Origin of the sequence: Pseudomonas sp. AU12215 (genome assembly GCF_001675465.2) — a bacterium.
Lineage (GTDB): Bacteria > Pseudomonadota > Gammaproteobacteria > Pseudomonadales > Pseudomonadaceae > Pseudomonas > Pseudomonas nitroreducens.
In genome coordinates this window covers 55,420-74,160 of sequence record NZ_MACM02000013.1, presented here as the reverse complement: position 1 = coordinate 74,160, position 18,741 = coordinate 55,420, and the positions used below count along the sequence as shown (strand labels likewise).

At 52.9% G+C, this 18,741-nt stretch carries 18 protein-coding genes; 1 reads left to right on the top strand and 17 read right to left on the bottom strand.

The window, feature by feature from the left end:
- Positions 1-221 precede the first annotated feature (221 nt).
- The 5 genes from A9513_RS04625 to A9513_RS04605 all read right to left on the bottom strand — a co-directional run bounded on the left by A9513_RS04625 (position 222) and on the right by A9513_RS04605 (position 7,479).
- Complete coding sequence (locus tag A9513_RS04625) at positions 222-3,218, bottom strand: conjugal transfer protein TraG N-terminal domain-containing protein (RefSeq protein WP_065327365.1); 2,997 nt, start codon at positions 3,216-3,218, stop codon at positions 222-224.
- A 1-nt stretch (position 3,219) separates the two neighbouring features.
- Entirely contained in the window at positions 3,220-4,665 is a 1,446-nt protein-coding gene (locus A9513_RS04620; RefSeq protein ID WP_232925215.1) for a conjugal transfer protein TraH, read from the bottom strand.
- A gap of 1 nt (position 4,666) precedes the next feature.
- Positions 4,667-5,686 (bottom strand): conjugal transfer protein TraF, encoded by a 1,020-nt coding sequence (gene traF / locus A9513_RS04615; RefSeq protein WP_083195983.1) that lies wholly within the window; start codon positions 5,684-5,686, stop codon positions 4,667-4,669.
- The gene (locus tag A9513_RS04610) at positions 5,683-6,009 is read right to left on the bottom strand and encodes a hypothetical protein (protein ID WP_065327363.1); all 327 of its coding nucleotides are present in this window, start codon (positions 6,007-6,009) and stop codon (positions 5,683-5,685) included. The genes traF and A9513_RS04610 overlap by 4 nt, the downstream gene beginning before the upstream one ends.
- Before the next feature lie 168 nt (positions 6,010-6,177).
- Complete coding sequence (locus A9513_RS04605) at positions 6,178-7,479, bottom strand: tyrosine-type recombinase/integrase (RefSeq protein ID WP_083195982.1); 1,302 nt, start codon at positions 7,477-7,479, stop codon at positions 6,178-6,180.
- 187 nt (positions 7,480-7,666) lie between these two features.
- Here A9513_RS04605 and A9513_RS04600 point away from each other — a divergent pair, with 187 nt between their 5' ends.
- Entirely contained in the window at positions 7,667-8,173 is a 507-nt protein-coding gene (locus A9513_RS04600) for a hypothetical protein (protein ID WP_065327362.1), read from the top strand.
- On the opposite strand, the gene A9513_RS35390 is transcribed toward A9513_RS04600, so the two are convergent.
- The 12 genes from A9513_RS35390 to A9513_RS04555 form a co-directional block, all read right to left on the bottom strand.
- Entirely contained in the window at positions 8,128-8,556 is a 429-nt protein-coding gene (locus A9513_RS35390) for a hypothetical protein (RefSeq protein WP_141678339.1), read from the bottom strand. The two genes, A9513_RS04600 and A9513_RS35390, sit on opposite strands and share 46 nt — an antisense overlap.
- On the bottom strand, positions 8,549-9,283 hold the full coding sequence (locus A9513_RS35385; protein WP_141678338.1) for a hypothetical protein: 735 nt from the start codon (positions 9,281-9,283) through the stop codon (positions 8,549-8,551). The genes A9513_RS35390 and A9513_RS35385 overlap by 8 nt, the downstream gene beginning before the upstream one ends.
- A 434-nt stretch (positions 9,284-9,717) precedes the next feature.
- Positions 9,718-10,854 carry a toprim domain-containing protein gene (locus tag A9513_RS04595; RefSeq protein ID WP_065327361.1) on the bottom strand — a complete coding sequence of 379 codons (1,137 nt, stop codon included), beginning with the start codon at positions 10,852-10,854 and terminating at the stop codon, positions 9,718-9,720.
- 139 nt (positions 10,855-10,993) lie between these two features.
- On the bottom strand, positions 10,994-11,776 hold the full coding sequence (locus A9513_RS04590; RefSeq protein ID WP_065327360.1) for a hypothetical protein: 783 nt from the start codon (positions 11,774-11,776) through the stop codon (positions 10,994-10,996).
- 68 nt (positions 11,777-11,844) lie between these two features.
- A complete protein-coding gene (locus A9513_RS04585; RefSeq protein ID WP_065327359.1) occupies positions 11,845-12,195 on the bottom strand; it encodes a hypothetical protein in 351 nt (116 codons plus the stop codon).
- Positions 12,196-12,334: 139 nt separating this feature from the next.
- Positions 12,335-12,466: a hypothetical protein gene (locus tag A9513_RS36380; protein WP_255302820.1), complete on the bottom strand. Its 132-nt coding sequence runs from the start codon at positions 12,464-12,466 to the stop codon at positions 12,335-12,337.
- A 537-nt stretch (positions 12,467-13,003) separates the two neighbouring features.
- Positions 13,004-13,381: a hypothetical protein gene (locus A9513_RS04580; protein WP_065327358.1), complete on the bottom strand. Its 378-nt coding sequence runs from the start codon at positions 13,379-13,381 to the stop codon at positions 13,004-13,006.
- Between the two features lie 116 nt (positions 13,382-13,497).
- Positions 13,498-13,815, bottom strand: a complete 318-nt coding sequence (locus A9513_RS04575) for a hypothetical protein (RefSeq protein WP_065327357.1) — start codon at positions 13,813-13,815, stop codon at positions 13,498-13,500.
- A 441-nt stretch (positions 13,816-14,256) separates the two neighbouring features.
- Positions 14,257-14,442, bottom strand: coding sequence for a hypothetical protein (locus A9513_RS04570; protein ID WP_065327356.1), 186 nt, complete (start codon positions 14,440-14,442; stop codon positions 14,257-14,259).
- Positions 14,435-14,707 (bottom strand): hypothetical protein, encoded by a 273-nt coding sequence (locus A9513_RS04565; protein WP_065327355.1) that lies wholly within the window; start codon positions 14,705-14,707, stop codon positions 14,435-14,437. Before A9513_RS04565 ends, A9513_RS04570 begins: the two co-directional genes overlap by 8 nt.
- A 171-nt stretch (positions 14,708-14,878) precedes the next feature.
- Positions 14,879-15,145: a hypothetical protein gene (locus tag A9513_RS04560; RefSeq protein ID WP_065327354.1), complete on the bottom strand. Its 267-nt coding sequence runs from the start codon at positions 15,143-15,145 to the stop codon at positions 14,879-14,881.
- 238 nt (positions 15,146-15,383) lie between these two features.
- Positions 15,384-18,245 (bottom strand): adenosylcobalamin-dependent ribonucleoside-diphosphate reductase, encoded by a 2,862-nt coding sequence (locus A9513_RS04555; RefSeq protein WP_065327353.1) that lies wholly within the window; start codon positions 18,243-18,245, stop codon positions 15,384-15,386.
- Between the last annotated feature and the right edge of the window lie 496 nt (positions 18,246-18,741).

Sequence of the window (18,741 nt, the reverse complement as noted above, 5' to 3'; positions counted from 1 at the left end):
ATTTTGCCTCGGGCTTCCTTCAGATTCGCAGTCGCCCGCGACACCCTTGCCTCCGGCTAACACTTCACCTTGCCGGGTGTGTAGAGGACTTTCACCTCCGAGTCGCCAGGTTCGCCACCACGGTGAACCCGACAGCGCCAGTCACGGCGCTACGCGCCATGCCTGGCGCACCACAAAAAAAGCCCCGGCAATGCCGGGGCTTTTAGGTAGATAGTCCTTAACTAGTTGTTGTGCCTAATCACCATGACGTCATCAGTGCTTGATCCAACGTTAACCATCCGAATGTCTGCGAGTTGCCCGCCACTGCCGTCATCATGCAGACCTGCTTGAGTCAGTGCCTTGAACATGCCATCACGAAGCTCAGGATCCATGTTCTGGGATTCGGCATATGCGTTCCACTTCTCACGGGTCTCGCCACTCCAAACCTCACCCATTCTAGCGGAAGCAAACACCTCGGCTTGTGCTTCGTTTAGGTTGTAGCCCAGTCCTTCCTGGTGATATGTCTCGCGGTCATGCATCCCAGAGGAAACCTTGTTCCACATAGCGGAAACTGCGCCAAAACTCGTCTCGCCATACGTATAGGACCCGTTACCCAGACCGCGCAACCTGTTTTCTGCTTGGTCAACCTGAGGTTTTGCGGTGTCGCGGGCATAAACCTGGGCGTCGTTCTCCACGACCTTGTTTTTATTCTCGTACCGATCTTGGAGATTGAGCCCGTCAATCGCACTGTCACGCTCGGTTGCTACGCGACCATGTACGCCATGATCGGAAGCCATCGAACCAGCACCTGCAGCACGGTCTTCAACGCCCTGAACGTTTGCACCACGCAGATTGCTATTTTCGTTCGGGTTGATGTCCGCACCACCTAAAAGATCAAAGCGACCATTCTCTGCAAGCGTTTGAATAGCAGCGGCAGTTTCACGTCGGGACGGATCAAGAATCGAATCAAAAACGGCATAGTTCTGAGCGTTCCGCTCACCATACTCATTTCGAGCTGCATCAACCAATGCCGCGGATTGTCCGCGCTGCATCATCATGCCGGCGAAGGTATCAACGTTATACTTACCGTCATACCCAAACTGATCTTGAAGCGATTGCGCTCGCTGATAGCTTTCTTGGTCCGACATCGTTTTAGAGGCAGTTTGACTAAGTGTTTTAGTGTCGGTCTCACTAAGTACGGCAGACTCACCAGACTGGAAGTTTTTAGCAACATCGTAGCCTTTGGCACTGTCCAGTCCATTTTTAACAGACTGATCAAGTCCAACGCTCTTTGCAAAGTCCAAGGCATCACTAAGCGTTCGCTTATCGTTACGGTTCTGTTGGCTTGTCATATTGCCTTTTGCCCCAGCATCGATAGAAGCAGAGGGCCCGCCACCTCCGCCGGCAGAAGCTTTACCATTAACTCCAGCCGAGGTTGCGATTGAGGCAACAGTCGCATCAATAAGGTCAGAACCAAATCCAGCCTTTTTCATCGCATCGATGCCAGTCTGATAGCTGGTGCTATTCGACAACCCAAAAGTGCTGGACATGCTTTGCCCAACCCGAGCAGCGTCTGCAATCGAAGAGCTATTTTGGTATGCATTCCCAAATGCAGACGACATTTGCTCACTAAACTGCTGGGAGCTTTGCTCCGCAGTGGCTCGTGTGGATTGAACACTGTCGGAGAGCGTCTTACCGAAACTCACATTGCCACGGGTTGCATCAGAGCCCGCGAGGATAGTCCCTTTGTTAAGATCGTTGGTTGCGATAGGGCTAACGTCCAGGGCAGCTCCAACTTTCATCGGATCTGGTGCCACCATGTTTTCGTTGATTGTGTCACCACCACTCAGTCGGCTTGCAATACCACTAGCCGCTACAGATGTGCCGTATACAAGGAATAGACTAAGTGCCGGCACTGAAGACGCCATAAGCCCAGCGGTACCAATGAGACTCTCGATAACAGGCTGCATTGCAATCAGACCTTGGAAAGATATCCCTTGGCCGATATCGCCAGACGCCAAAGAAGCCTCGACTACCGCGGATATTTTGTCAGCACCATATGACAGGATGTATAGGTTAATGATGGACAACATCGGCATCCAAAGCATCATCCATACAAGAATCAATAGGTACTTAGAGATCAACCCAATACCAAACCCACCAAGCACCATTACGAATGCCATGAGCGGAGTAATTGCGTAGATAAAACCTTCAAAGAAAGTCATGAACGGACGCACGTACTGAGTGAACTTTGACCCTTCGGCTGCCCACTGAGTGTTCGTTTTCATCATGCTGTCATTCATCATGATCGCCGCGGCGCCCTGAAGCTCTTCAATAGCTTTCTCGCCTGGCGCTCTCTGAAGTACAGGGAGTAGGCTGCTAGCAATTGCAAAAGTTCGAGTATTCGTCGCGATCAAGCCTAGCCCATAAAGACTGTTACTAAGACGAGCCTCCATAGAGGCGTAGTCTGGTGCTGGCTTCCCGAGCTTCTTGAAACCAATGCGGCCAACGTCTTCAATGATTCCGTCCGCCTTAGGTTGGGTCATACCCATCAATTCATTGTGCGCTGCGGAGCAAGTCAAAGTTCGACCTTCAGGGCTAGACCCATCATAAATCAATGTGTAATACACACTTGATTCAAATTTGAGTCCTCGCAAAGGATCTGAATCGCGCATCATATTTTGTATGGCTCGCGCATCAGAACCGTACCCAGTGAAAGTGCACTCCTTCATGTAGTTAGTCCAGGAGGCGACCAGATTCTGGTTGCCGCCATCCTCAACAAAGGAAGGGATAGACATAATGTTCATTGAGATAGAGCGGAACTTTTGGAGAGTCTCCAGCGGATCGACAAACCCATAGCTCGTCATTCCAGGCGTGGAAAACGCTTGCTCAAAGGTATTGGTGATGTCATAGCCCAAATTAGACACGATCGAGCCTACAGCAACCGGGCCAAGCGGAACGTTATCAACAACGGCAACATCACCTGTGTAAACGTCCTCGACAAGAACAGTAACCTGCGGACCAAAGGCAGCAAGATAAAGAATCAGGCACACGCCTACTTTTTGAAACTGAATACCCGTATTGTTGAAGACAGCCTGAAAGCCGAGAATAAAAACTCCGATCAGTAAGCCAATTTTGGCAAGGTCTTCAATCTTGCCTGAACCCGAAATCATGGCTACTGAGTTAAGAATCTCTTCCAGATAGGCCGCGGAGCCAATAGAGTAAATTGTAAAGTCCATATCACTCTCCGCCTACAGGTGCTGCTGGCCCAACGGCCAGGAAACTCGTTGATGGCATAATCTGAAGCTTATTTTGGTAGTCGGCAAAAACAGCGTTAGAATTTCCGTAGTCCTGCAGTACAGCGGCGTAGTCTTCATTTACACGTTGACGTGCATCTTTAATAAAGGTCACCGCTTCTGGACCTTGGAGATCAGCCATCTTCGCGTTTTTCATACTGGCTTCAGCTGCGGCGATATACGATCGGACTAACGATGCAACTGCATCACGCGCAATCAGTCTTGCATGCTCCTGGACAAATCCCTGGGCGATTGACTGACTGCGTTGCGAGAGTCTTTGGATCATTGCGGAAAATCCGGTTTGCTGCAGAGATGAAATAACCTCTACCTCAGTCGAGGTAAAACTCCCCGTGTTGGTGGCCCACTTGTAGATGATTCCTGGCCCGCCATCACCACCGTTAAAGGCCTTGACTATTTTTGAAGCCAATCCATCAAAACTGATGTCCTTAATGTCCGGATCGGCACAATAATCTTGATCTGATGAGCAGTCATAGATCTTGATATTCTCATCCTTACGCCCCTCAATGATGTCTTTGAGGGTTATTGTCAGGGGCGGCAGGTAATTAATGTTTCGGGTTTGACCTTTTCCATCTTCAGCATTAGCAAGGTCGCCAATAACAGCGGACCCTACTAGAGAAAGAATCAACTCTTCAGTCTGATTGGACCCATACTGGAAAGTGGATTTAATGCTATTAGCCCGCATAGCACACCAGAGCACGTTACCGAAGTCTTTACAGATCGTCGCGTTACCTGCTTTTGCCTGTTCCGTCTTAGGGTTGCTACCTACTAAGTTGGAGGGCTTGAGTTGCGAGAAAACGTCACCAATACCCTTGGTAACGTTTTCTGTTGAAGCGTTCATATCGGTTTTCGCATCGAAGGCCGAGAAAGCCTCAGTAACAAGGCCTTGAGCTAACTGACAAGAGTTGGACATCAAAGAGTTGATGTCCTGCATCACTTCTTGCAAATTTTGGATTACGTTATGGACTGTTGGGCCCATTGCGTTCAGCGCTAATTTAAACGCATAGCCCGAGGCAACACCTACAGCGTTAGCCGCTACAGAGCGCAGTGACTGAACAAACTGCTGTGCATTGATAAAGCTGAAAGACCCCGCGAACATATCAATGCCGCCGCAACCGGCCTGGAAAGACGGGGGACGGAAAGATACCAGTGGGTCAGTGGCAATCTTGTTCCGTACCCGCATAGATCCGCCTGCGATTACCCCGCGAGTAGCGGTTTCAAAATAACCGCCACCCGTTGTATTCGACATGGACTCGAACATCGAATCCATTTGCGACTGAATGTTTGCGGATGAGATGCTCGGCATCAAGGCGAAGACTGTGGCGAATCCGATAGCCAGAGTTACCCGGTTCGGCATAATTTTTCTGGCCATCTTATTTACCCTCCATATTCTTTTTTGCAAGCTGAGTGCGCATGTACTCGATCAAGGCATCCGGATCCTTAAGCATCTCTTCCGAAATGCCTTCGGCATCTTCCATAGAAAGGAGCCCTGTATCGTTAACCGGCTGAGTTGAAGCGAAGGTCTTTTGATCAATTACATTTGCATCCTTGGCAGCAATCAGAATGCGGTTGTAAAGGACATCCAGTGTGATGGCGCCGTATCCCACAATCTCGGACTTGTTGGGCGGAATTGCCAAAGCAAGAGCAGGGGCTTGAAAGATCCCCAGCTTTTCAGCTTGGCCACTGTCTACTCTGTACTCTGCGAACCCGCCGTTAGGCAGGTTTTCCCCATCCATCGAAACAGGGATGACGGAAATACCCGTGGCGTGGTTCAGTGACTGGAGGACACCTGCCTGCTCAACACAAAGAGCGCAATCAGATTTGAAGAAGTAGAAGAGCCCGACCTTCTGCGAAAGGTCTTTTAGAACCTTGTCGCGACTGTCTGCTGCCATTTTGTTCATGGCGTTGGCCGCGTAAGTTGCAACAGGGCGACGGCTGTCCTCGTCCAGGAAGGGATCCTTCATAATCACTTTGGAAGACATTTCAGAGAACTTCGACGCCTTATCCATCATCATCCGCTGCATGTAGTAGTAGCGGCTGACGTTTTCTTCAGTCGGGCTATCGATGGCAATGTCGCGGTATGTGTCGAGATTGTCTCTCAACCATTTCACGCTGAAGATTGCTGGTTGCTCTGGCTGAGAAGCCGCTTCAGGCTCTTCATCTTTGGCTGGAGCAGGTGGGGGCGGAGGAGGAGGGGGAAGCTTTTTCTCTTCCTCCTCTTCTTCCTCTTTAGGATCCTTGTACCAGAACCAGCCTTCAGCTTTGCCCTTATAGAAGGTTTCACTGCCGGCAGCCGGCAACGAAGGTTCTTCGTCCTTCTTTTTTTCAGCTGCGACTGTCGATAGCGACAGCATTGCAGCGAGTACCGCTAACGTGATCCTGCGAGATGTCATGCAGTGGTCTCGCTTCCAGCATCGCCGTCACGAGCATCCAGAAACGAGGCCACGGCCTGAGTCTTAAAGAAGGTGCGGCGCCCTCTGCGGATCCGAGCTGGCTTTAAAGCCCTGACCCAAGCCAGGTGATCTAGATCTTTGCTGCCAATGCGCTTCGCGAAGTAGACCTTCGAGAAGAAGAGCAGATCTGCAACATCATCCCGCGGGATTGCGTCGCCAAATCGAGTAAAGAGGGCTTCGTAAGTGGACTGCTTTTCACAGGCGTCGCCGGCGCTGACATGGTTCGCCTGAGCGGAGCCAGCATGGGCAAGAGTCGTAAACATCTAGTCACCGCTGCATGCATCTGATTTCTGATGCAGCCATGCTAGGGAATAGACAGTGCCTAAAGAGTGGCTATTGAGCCCTATGGGAGGGACAGAACGTCAACCAACCTGAGCAGCGATGGAAGCCAGGGTAGGGTGGTTGGCCCGGACTCACCTGGCTGTCGACCTCTAATACCCTTTGACCGGAAGCCCCTTTACTGAAGACGCTCGCTTTCCATCCAGGGAGTCGTAATAGTTGTCCTGGGTTGTCGAAAGGCTTTCGTGGCCAAGGTCCGCCTGCAGGTCCTTCGGATCACGATATGGCGCATCAAAAGTGGCGCTTGTGTGGCGGAGCCAATGCAGGGAAGCTGCCCTCAGGTTCGTAATCTCATCCTCAGGCTGTCCTTCAGCTTTCATCCTTTCAACGGCACGATCAAAGACCCCCTGCACCAGGAGCCTAACGTGGCGATCGGAAAGCCCGGCCCTCCCTTGTTTTGATTTCAGGAGTGGCGTCTGCTCACCGGGAAATGGGAGAGGGGACAGAGAAAGCGTCGCACGGTAGCGCTTCAGATATTTCAGATACTCATGGCGAACGCTTACTTTTGTGCTCTTGTTGCCCTTGCGAATAGCGTGGTACCACCAGTCATCTCCAGACTTCTGGAAAGAACCCATGGTGGGCTCCCAGTTTTCCCGGCCTACCAGGTCAGAGATTCGGAGGTACAGGGAGAAGAGCGTGACCAGAATGAAAAGTGTTCTCTCGTGCTCCTCATCTTCATCAGCCATCAGTTCGGCGGTCTCAATCACAAAATCCCACTGAACTGCAGTGAGCGATCGGCCGCCGACCTCGCGAGTGCTCCTCTGTGTGTACCGCGACTTCTGCTTAATCGCACGGAAGGGATTAACCTCTGTGAGGTCCTCATCTATACAAAATTGATAGAAGCTTTGGCACGCGGCGAAAACCTGAGCAACCGAGCCGCTAGACATCTTGTAACCAGACGGCGAAGGTGCTTCGACGTTTGCTTCCTCAGCTAGCTTTCGCACTAGCTTCGGCTGTGTCAGGTTGAACGGTCTCCAGTCCTCATTAACCGTGTATGTGTCATCAGGCGACTTCTTACGACCACCAGCGCGGACAAACCTTGATTTAACGACCGGCCCAACCCAACTGGCCGGGGGTTTTAGGCAAAACTCCATAAACGCCTCAGCGTCTGTTCTGCGAAGCGAAAGGATTGGTTTCTTCACAATGAGAAGGCACCACAAGAGCAAACGCTCAACGTGCGTCCTGTATGAGTTGAAAGTACCTTCGTTCCCATCGTACGAGTGGAAAAACTCACGGACAGCTTTATAGCTTTCTATCGGATCAGCGGCCTCGCCAATCTGCCGAAGTAGGCCTATAACGATTGGACGCTCCTTCGAAAGATCGTTGAAATTGAGCTGGCGGAATTCACGATAAGAATCAAAGAGAGGAAAAGGCTTATCGATACTGGAAGACATCGCGGCAAATCCAGTTAACTGAGATGGTGGGTATACTCGCCCAGGAGCGATTTGCTTGCAATATCCGGGTCTACCTATTATCGGATATTGCACATGACAAAATGCTACCCTGCCACCCAGATCCAATCCGATTTTTCAAAAACTGGACCACCTCCGCTTTGTAGCCGTCGGCCTAGACCCAGCTTACATGACAGACGATTATCATCAGATACTGAGCATAGCCCAAAACACTCGCAAGATTTTTGAGGAGATGCTTGACCACTCCATTGGCTCGGCGACAACCAAAGGCACTTGCTTGTACGCAGCATTTCTTTGCGCCGAGGTGATTCGAAAATTCTCTGGATTCCCCACCCGGATTCGTGGCGGCGACGGGGAATTCAAGAAAGGAATCAACATCCAGGGTTCATGCCACGGCCACTACTGGACTGAGGTCTCTGTGAATGGATGCCGGTACATCGTTGACATCACCGCCGATCAGTTCGGCCTTCCCCCGGTACTCGTGGTCGACGCGATTGAGGATTCTCTGCGATACAGGCCAGGCCTACAGGCTGCAGTGGACGCACACGTCAACGACCTACGGCGTGAGCTCGAAAAGCAGCGCCATGTTGATGCTTCCACCTCGCAGCCAGCAGTAGCGCCTGGCACCTCTCAGTCCTCTGGTAGCATGTCGAATATCAGCGAAGGAAGAATTTGATAGCCAGTCTCCATGCTGACAAATTCTTCAATCTTCCCGATCCGCTCAGCAGTTTCCCCATCACTCTTTACGCCAGTTAGAGTAATGATTAGCGGATTTCCAATTTCGTCAAATTGAATTAAGCACCTTTTAAGAATAAAAGCTTCGCCATCACGCAGCCGCTGAACATAGCAATTCTCTCTATATCCAGCATCCCCAAGGATGTGATAGCAAATACCGTGTCTTACTAGTGGCTGCCTAATTAAGAAGTCTACTAGCTCATCACCTTTTAATGATTGCGCTTCTTCCCAGGCGTCAGGGCTATGCACTTTCATTAACGACATGATTTCACTGCGCAGACGCTTTACGTACTTCCACAACCGTCCCATGGCTTCTTCACCCAAGGTTGAGCTGGTAAACGGAGATGACACGCAAATAGCCTCTTTCATGATCAGGCGCAGTTACCAACATCCAGCCTCTGGGCGCTGCAAGAGTTTTTACATATTTCTGCTCAAATCCATGAGTCAGGATCTTCTTAAAAACAACTTCTGGGGGAAGCTCTACCTCTTCGGTTGCAGCACGGGCCAGGCTTTGTACTTTTGATAACATTTGATCTTTCCTTCCCTCAGACCTAGTCCGCTTGAAGTACTGATCAACCGCATGATGAGTGATGCCAATCTCACCGAACCGGTCGTTGGACACCGTCTGGTATGGGCAAGGACGGCCATCCCAGCGAGAGCAAAGGCCTCCAACATCAGTGACGTTGCTTAGCCAAGCTGGTTTTCGCTCAAGCCCTATACTTTCCATGCCGTAGAGCATAGCCCTCAATGCTGATGCGTAAGGACCAATTGAATCGGACATGGTTTTACCGAGCAGTAATGACCGGACAGAGGGCCTAGATACCGAAATGGCCAGGTTCCTGGCTGTCCGAAATTTCCCAGCAACCTCAAGGGATATCAAAAAAAACCAAATACCATAAAGCTCAACGTAATCAAGTACATCAACATCGAAAGTACAATCAAGATGCACTTCCAATCGATGGAAATAACGATCATCTCCAGCCAAAGAGACTAGATATACATTTTCCCTATCTGTACTTTCCGTATAAAACTTAACATGTCGCAATGTCATTATCTTATCTCCGCGGGATGCACCAACTATCTCCCGCGCCCCGAAATATGCAACTCACTGCGCATACAATACCACAGGTCACGCCTAACCCTGATAAGCACTACCGCTCGTCAGAAGTAGGCCAAAAAAAAGGGCCAGCTATCAGCTGGCCCTTTTTTGTTGGTTGTGTTTCTCAGAGATTTTAGCTAGGACAGCCATCGCCTCTGTGCTGTACGGTCCCTCAAAGTGAATGGTCAACCCAGAGTTCATTGCCCGGATGTGCTCCGCAAAGCACCTGCTATACGAAGGATCCCGGTAACGAATCCTCATCAAGCTAAGGTACTCTCCCCCTCCTCCACCAAAGTCACTCGGTGGAGAGAAGGGGCAGACAAAGCTACCACCAGGCGTTGAGTCAACGACCAATGGGTCAAACGTCCAGGGTCTTCTAACGAACGTCATGCGCACTTCCTCTGGGCTTGCTGTCTCGGAAACCCGAGCAGCCCAAGCTCAATCAGCACGTCGTTCCAGTCGACCCCTTTCTCCCCGTCAGGGATCGGCAAGGGCGGAAGCATAATGGCGACCTTGATACCCAACTCCCACATGCGGACTTTGAGCTTCTTAGCAGCCTCCTCTCCCGTCCCAGACCGGTCCTTGTCAGCCCATACCCGAATTGCCTTTACGCCTTGATGGGGAACAAAGTTTTCAAGCAGGGTCGCATTTACCGTCGGAAAGCACTTCAAGCCTGTGGCCATCTCAACTGCCAGGGACGTTTCAGGTCCCTCAGCTAGATCGATTACCTCAGTCCACGGACCAGTGATGATGCCCCCGCCAGTGACTGTTCGGTCGCTGGGGTAGGAGCACATCTTTTTAACGCTCTCGATCGGCGCCTTCTCACCCTTCTCGGTCAAGTAGATCCGATGGATTGTGATCGGTACGCCGGCGTTGGTAACCAGGCAAATGATGGCCGGGAAGCTTCCCTCGAACTCGAGGTTTTCATTCCACGACTTCACCGACCGGTGAAAGCGGATAACAGTCTCCAGGCCTGGACGGTCCCAGCAAAGGATCTTTCGACCTTTGAGGTACAGCCTGGCCGGCTCAGCATCCGGGTGCGTCAAGGGTATGCTTTCACGCCAAAGGCATTTCAGCTTTTCCCGAGAACGCGCGTCATCAGCCGCCTGCTTCTCCTCGATCTCTTTCAGCAATGCAGCACGTTGAGATTCGTTCACTCGGTTGATAGCAGCTTGCGCCCTCTCATCTTCCTTAGAACGTATCCCTAACTCATGGGCGACAGCTTCTAGAGCTTCCGCAAATGAGCAGTTATTGGCCCACATGATCAGCGCGAAACCGTCAGGATACGCACCGCATGAGTTGCACATCCCACCCCCAGAGAGGTGGAAGTCCTTTTTGAACAGCTTAAAGCCGTCGCCACGCTTTTTGCTTCCCCTGTGGTGTACAGGGCAAGCAACGTGACTTCCAAGCTTCGTGAAGGCTTTGTCGGGAATACCAGGAATGAGCGCCTGAATGATGCGCTCCCATTGCCCCGCAGCCGCCTCCCTGACAACCTTGGCGTCGAAATTGTGTTCCTTAGACATCGAAGTACCTCCAGGTTAAGCCCGGCTCGGGGCTTCCCAAAACTTCCAGTACGGAGGCTTTGGGAAGCCCCGATACCGGGGTTGAGAACCCTGGAGAAACTTCGCCCCTTAGGGGGAAGTCCCCCAAGGGATGTGCTAGCTATGCCGCAGCCTTGAGTCTCGGCCGTAGCAGTTTTTGGTATGCCTCGCGGGCCATCGAAATGGCCTCTGAGACGACTTCACGACGCATTCCACCAAGGGAAGCATCGTTAGAATCACAACTGAATCCGCCGAGATACGACTCTGCGAGCACGGTTGAGGCGTCACCATCATCATCGAGAAGAGAGACAACGACCTTCGTGCCGAAGATGCTGGTTTTCCCCTCCAGGATGCTGCTGATCACACCATCCAACTGATCACCTTCGTCGTACAAATCGAAGGGACTGCAGTCTTCATCGTTGATCTTGAAAAGCTCAACGAGGAAGGACGCAGTACGAAAACGCCATGCCAGAGTGTCCTCCGATACGAAGCTTTCGATCAGCTTGTAGCCATCAGCAGAATTCTTGAAAGAGGCCTTCAGGATGTCATCCTCAAGAGCTCCTACAAGCTTATGCAGGGCAACCTTCTGAGCCACGCCGCCGTACTCACTGGCATCCGTCTGTTCGACGCACAGGGTGTCGATATTCAGGTCGACACTACGTTCATGAACATAGCGGCAGCTTCGGCTGCGGACGATTTCGAGGTCACAGTCAATGCTGGCCCAGATCTCTTGCGAAATCTCAGGAAGCAGCCTCGGCCCAAGAACGGCGATGTCGAGCGAACCAGAGAACGAGGATCCATCGCCCTGGCAGTATCCCAGACTCCAGCGAATGTCGCCGGTGGGGTAGCCAAGTTTTTGGAGGTTGCGAGTCATCAGGGTGGTGACTGCGTTGGAAAGGGACATGAGACTTCTCCAGCTGAGAGAGGTCTCGAACCCGCAGGGGTTGAGACCCCTGTGGGTTTAAGGAATAGCTAGGCTGCTGTTGCAGTCTTTGCTTTGTAGCGGATGCGTTCAACAAACTGGAACCAATCTTGGTGGCCATGACTGACCACCTTTCCATCAAAAACGATCACTCTCCGCTTGCCGGCATATCCCATGTCGATGCAGTACATCGTCATGTCTTTGCCGTTGGGATACTTTTGAAGCAAGTCTGCTGCTACGCGGTAGTGACGCAGTGTCATCGCTCTCGAGATGATCTTCGCCTTACCGCCGCAACGCACCACCGCTTCAGCCTCAACACCACGCATTAACGCTTCAGCCTCACCGGTGGTGAGGTTCATCGTCTCGCGAAGCAAGGAAACAAGCCGAGGGTAGGATTTCATTTCTTCTTTCCCTCCCCCGCTTTCGGATCCAGGCCAACCAGCGCAGACATCATCCGAACGAAGCTATCGTCGGAATATGCATGCAGCGGCAAAACGACTCGGTTCGGAGTCGCTGGTTTTTCCTGGGGTTTCGGCTTAGTCATTCGGTAGCACCCCCACAAAAGCGAACACGGCCGCGATTTCCATCGCAGTGAACCAGTTGACCTTTGAAGAAGTAGTAACCACGACCGACCACCATCAGTTCGGAAATCGGTACATTGAGAATCGACATGCACACCTCCTAAATCAGAGGTGAAGCCGCTGCCCAAGTGGGGGCAGAGACCCCACTGGGTTGATGCTGGATAGGTCCAGCTGCCTTCAAGCCCAATCTCTCATGAGACGGAGCACGAACTTGATTTCGAAAGCCTTGCTTTTGAAATCAAACTCCCAACCATCGGGCCAGGCCTTCCGAAGAAGGTTCTGGCCCGGTTGGGTGACCGATTTCCATTACTGAAGAATGAAAATGATCAGATTGACGATGAAGTCGATCATGACGGAGTCCTCGATGTGAGTGGAGGGTCCGCCCAATGGGAGGACCCCATTGGGTTTAGATTGCTGCTGAAGGAACGCGCAGCTGCGCTATCGACCACACGCAACATTGCGCGAGGAAGAATTCTGCTTTGGTAAATTTCGATTTCCAAAGCACCCTTGACGGTGGTGCTTGATAGGCGAGTGCCTAGAAGAAGGTGCTGCGAACAGCTGAGCTCAATATAGCACCTGATTTTGGCTAGGTGAAGATGGGGAAGGTTACCCTTCCCCATCGCCTGACTTAAGCCGTGCGTTGACTACGCATTTCCATATCCATCGACCTCAAGAGGTCCAGGGAGTAGGTGCGCAGCTCTGCGGCAGTGATGTCCGTGAGAACAGCACTCAGGTCGTGCACCAGCTGGATATGCTCACGCAGATCCTCCGGTGTTTTCACACCACGGCTAGCCATGGTTTCCAGCGTGCCCAACTGCGCAACGGCCGCCTTGCACTTGATGTATGCAGAACGGTCAGCGACATCGAGCAGCAGGATCTTGTTGAACCCCTGGGTATCCATCTCACCGAACAATTGAGCACGCCGCTTCTCGATAATTTCCTCGTAGTGGCTGAGCTCAAGTGCAGGGTTAATGTTTTGCAGGTGGATCACGTTGTTATCTGTCATAGGACCTCCAAAAGAAAACCGAGGCCCTACCCCTGCGGGGAAGATGCCCCGGCAGGGTTTTGCTGCGAACGCAGCGTGTAAATCGAACCCTTATGGGCTCGACTGTTCTTTAGCGATTACCACCGCGACTCAACGGCATCCATCATCTTGCGCAAGCGCGGAAGAGGAAGCTTTTGAAGCCAAGACTGGGATTCGCCGGTTTCGCGATGCAGCAGTACTACCAGTCGATCATGCTCGGCGAGCTCATCAGCACTGGAAAGCTTCTTCACGTTCAGTTGAGACTGGATCCACTGGAGATTCAGTCGTTCCGAACTGGTGAGTAATTTAGCCTCATCGACCTCGAGGCCGAGGCGATGGAAGACACCAGCACGAAAAGCCAGGCTATGAACTACCTGCTCCATGCCAGAGCTGCAAAGGGCTTGATGAAGATTCATGGTGACTCCTGGTACTGGAGACACCAGCCCCATTAGGGGGAGATGCCCCCAATGGGTTGAGCGGCTAAGCCGCGTTGATGCTGCATAGAGTTGCAGCTGACTTTCAGCTTGAACGCACCATGGCGGTCAAGTGAATACCGTTGACCACATCACTCACAGCGAGAGTCATCTGGTCACTGGTATCGAAAGAGCCCTCTCCGGCCGTAGCCGGAGAGGGTTGAAACATACAGCTTGCCTACTTTTCCTTCGCCATGCTTTGCACTTCTTTGACAGCCCCGACGAGGGGAGCAAAGTAGATCGCCGGCGCTGATTTCGCAGCGGCGGAAACTTCGCGCCAAACACGATGAAGTGACTCTGGAATTCGCATGCTCATTGCAGCTGCTCCGTTAGGGCATCTACCTCAAGAATACTCCTCACAGAGGTTCCCTGAAAGGGAAAAAGCTACGCGAGCTTCGGTTTTGCCAAGGGTTGCGGCTGCAGTTTTTTCCACTGCAAAGCCACGCCGGTAAACGCTCCCACAAGGGGAGCGAAGTAGATCGCCGGCGCCGCACGAGCAGCTTTGATCACCTCGGCTATGCAGCCCTTGATAGGACCAGAAGCCCCTTTGTCGCTGTTTGCTTCATTCATTTTTGAGCTCCTTGATGGCCGACCAGGTTGTGAAGCCGAGGAAAGCCAAGAAGAGGATTGCATCCATAATCAGGATGGCGTACTCCAAGAATTGAAGGATGGTCAGAGTAACCTCTGAAACCCCCCAATCACGGAGCTTGTGCACCAGCCAGCCCAACAGCACTGATGGTGTGCCAACGATTATGAATATGATCGAACCCACCACTGCATGAGTGGCGAAATGCACGATCGGTGCGTACCAGGGTGGGTGTTCTTTGTGAGACATAGGACCTCCTACTTGGAAGACTGGAGGCCCCTCCCCTTAGGGGAGAACGCCCCCAGGGGTTGTGATGCTGGCAATGCCAGCGATGCTATCTCCAGCTGACGGAATGCCGGCGGGAGAAAATTTCGAACGAAACGGCTTCTCAAGGAGCTGTTTTGAGCTCCTTCAGATTACTCAGGCCGCACGAATATTGACGATCTCGGACTCCGGGATGCGAATTCCGTAGTGGTCGGCGTCGTGGTACATCAGCGAGCTTTTGTCCTCAATGAAACTGAGATCATCAACTATCCACTGATCAGCGTACCCTTCTCGCTTTCCAACCTTCGTGCCGGCCGGCACCGTTGCTGTGTACTTCAGCTTGCTACCCGAAGCGCCGAACTCTACGGTGAGCTCAGAGCGAGTTTCACCGACGTGAGTGCAAGAAGTGAGTTGCGATTTCATGTTAACTCCAAGACTGGGGGCTACCGGCCCCAACGGGCGAGTAGCCCCTTGAGGGTTTAGGCAACTGCCCATTTGATTGCTGCATACGGAGCAGCTGCCGTCTTCCTAGCAACCAACAATGGTCACTAGAGAAATGCCTTTAGTAAGGCCAGCTTACTGAAAGCATCTCGCCATTTGTCGAATGGTGATTCCTCTGATGGGGGAAGTAAAGGCCCCCGAAGGGGCCCCACTCCATCACTTAGCCACAGCTACCTTGATGCCCACACGCAGTGCAGAAGTCGCAGCCGTCCTTGCGGACGACGGTGTATTTCGAGCACTCCGGGCAGGCCTTGTAACCCGACACAGCTTTGGCGCCACCGGTCTTCACAGTGCGGCCTTCCTGGTGGAAGTAACCAAGCTGCTGGATCGGGTGGCCATTGCTATCCAAAACTCCCAGCATCGCAAGGCGATGCAGAATGAGTTTGGCCAGGTAGGCAACAGTGGAGGGTTGGTTTTCGGACTTTTCACTGCCCGGAACCTTTGCGAAGAAATCGCCGCGAACCTCACAGAAGCTAGCGAGTTGACGCAGCTTCGCGCCAACCCATGCCGGGTCGACCACACGCAGGTCAAAAGACAAGCTCTTGCAAAGACCATCCAGCGTCCGTGGATAGTTGCCAGACAACCACACCGAGTACGGCCGGCGCGAGCCATCAGGCATCTGCAGCTCCTTCAGCGACATGCACAGATCGTCACCAGTTGCCGGATTCACAACGTCCACACTCCAGGACATCGTGCCGCCAGTACCAGTTTTCGGCTCTTTTGCGGACATCAGCGCATCAAAGATCGGGGATGGACCCTCTTCTTCGAAAACACCCAGTTGCTCGCAGCGTGCATGCACCACGTACGCCATGGCAGCAACGCTGCTGGGCATACGCTTGATTTCCCCATCGAACGGACACGGCATGTCGAAAGCATCTTCGCCGGCGACACGCTGCAGGGACTCCAGTTTAGCTTTAAGCCAACGGGTGTCCGCGCTGCGCATATCCATGCTCAGACTCTTTGCGATAGCCCCCAAACCACGAGGGGCTTCAGATCCGTTGATCCACACCTCAAGCATCTGCGGTTTCTCACCGCTTTCGCCATCGACGTGGCCCACCATGGCAGCAAAGTCCTGACCATCAGGACGGCTGACCATATAGGTCCAGGACGGATTGCCAGCCGCCAACTGCGGCCGCTTGTTCCAGCGGAGGCTGGCGAGCGCAGGTTCAGGCAGCTTGTCCAACTTGACTCGACGATCCGGATCGGTTTCATCGAAATCAGACTTTTCTTCCTTCGGCTTCTCAGCCGTAGGGGCTACCAGTACAGCACCGCGGACGTCACTCGGACGGTAGGTTGCCAGGCCTTTCAGCTTGGCTTTCCACGCATCCATGTACAGCGACTTGAACTCGTCGAAGGGGTAATCCTCCGGCACGTTCACAGTCTTGCTGATGCTGGTATCGATGAAAGGCTGCACCGCTTCAAGCATGGCCATGTGGCTACCCGCCGAGATCGACAGAGCCGTCACAAAGTACTCCGGAAGATTCTCTTCCGAACCACCTCGTGCGAGCCAGACACGGTAGGCGTGATCCATCACCTTGTACTGCTTGGTGGAACCATCGCTTTCACGCTTGTTACGCGGATACCACCAGCTGAACGGAGGCTCAATGCCGTTGGATGCATTGTCTGCGAACGCCAGGCTGATGGTGCCAGTCGGAGCGATCGACAGCAGGTGCGAATTGCGGATACCGCTTTCACGGATGCGATTCTTGAGGTTCTCAGGGAGACGCTGAATGAACGGCGACTGCAGATACCCCTCAGCTTCGAAAATCTCGAAAGCACCTTTTTCTTGCGCCAGCTCGACAGAAGCCTCGTAAGCAACATCTCGCATGAACTCAGCAATCTCTGCTGCGAGCATGCGCGCCTCTTGAGTGTCGTACTTCGAACACAGCATCAGCAGCGCGTCACCGAGGCCAGTGAAACCGAGCCCAATGCGGCGCTTAGCCATTGCTTCTTTACGTTGTTGCTCGAGGGGCCAGAAGGTCAGATCGAGCACGTTGTCCAGCATGCGCACTGCAACGGTGACCAGGTTACGCAGTTGCTCCCAGTCGATAACAGCATCGTCAGAGAAAGCGTGCTTCACCAAGGCAGCCAGGTTAATAGAGCCCAGGCAGCAGCAGCCATACGAAGGCAGCGGCTGTTCCGCGCAAGGGTTGGTCGCCCGGAGCACTTCCCCGAGACCCGCGAGATTGTTTTCCTCGTTCATACGGTCGATGAACAGGATCCCAGGCTCGGCAAAGTCGTAGGTCAGAAGCATCACTTCTTCGTACAGAACTTTGGCGTCCACAACCTCATAGACCCACACACCATCTTCGAAGAAAGCACCTTTCTGCTTTTGAATCTCCGACGGTTCGGCCGCATGAACCAGCTTGAACTGGCCACCCGCCTCCACCGCTTCCATGAAAGCGTTCGTCACACCCACGGACACGTTGAAGTTGGTCAGAACCCCAGCCTCACGCTTTGCACGACAGAACTCACGAATGTCCGGATGGTCCACTCGCAAAACCCCCATCTGTGCACCTCGACGACCACCTGCAGACACTACGGTCGCACAGGATTTATCGAAGACATGCATGAAGCTGACAGGGCCGCTTGCGTCCGATTTAGTGCCTTTCACAAGGGAACCTTTCGGGCGAATCGCAGAGAAGTCGTAACCGACACCACCCCCGCGACGCATCGTCTCACCGGCCTCAGAAAGCGCCGGATAGATGCCTGGCACACCGTTTTCGTCCACACCGAGGAAGCTGTCGCCAACGGGTTGAACGAAGCAGTTCATCAATGTGCTACGGATACCAGTACCAGCTGCGGACATGATCCGACCAGCCGGGATGAAGCCACCACGCAGAGCGTAGAGGAAAGCCTCTTCCCAGTGAGCAGGATCTTTTTCAATGGATGCCAGCGCCTTTGCGACGCGAGCAAAAATCTCCTCCTGGGTAGTTTCGCCGTCTTTGGCGTACTTCTCGAGAAGGACATCAGTAGAGATCGATTGCGGAATGCTGAGATCGATCGTGGTTTCATGTTTCATGGGTATTCTCCAGTGTTGAGCCCGAACCAGGACCACACCGAAGAACCCGAGGCGGGGTCTTTGGAGTGGCCCCGGTCCGGGGGTTGGAGACCCCCTGCCCCGAACGGGGAGGTAAGTCCCCAGTTGGGTAGTTGAGTGCTGCAAGACGGAGCAGCTGCCGTTTCCCTGACCCGAACATTCGGGGCAGAAGAATCCGCTTTGGTAATGGCTCACCATTACCGAAGTGTCTTCGAGGAGAAGGGACGCCAACGACTGCACAGTAATGCGGCCGCCGATCAAAATATGGTCAATTCGCCCCCAGGACAGGGGCAGAAGAACAGATGTGCTGATTCACAGCTTGGGACGTAGCTTAGGGCAGCACCAGCAACCGGTCTACCCACTGATACCGCCTGCCGCCGAGCGGCATCACTCAACATGCGCTCATCCAGTGGCCAGCATTGTTACCTGTTTGCCTCTCTCCTCCCCCTTGGCACAAGCCAAAGAGGAGGAGCGAGAC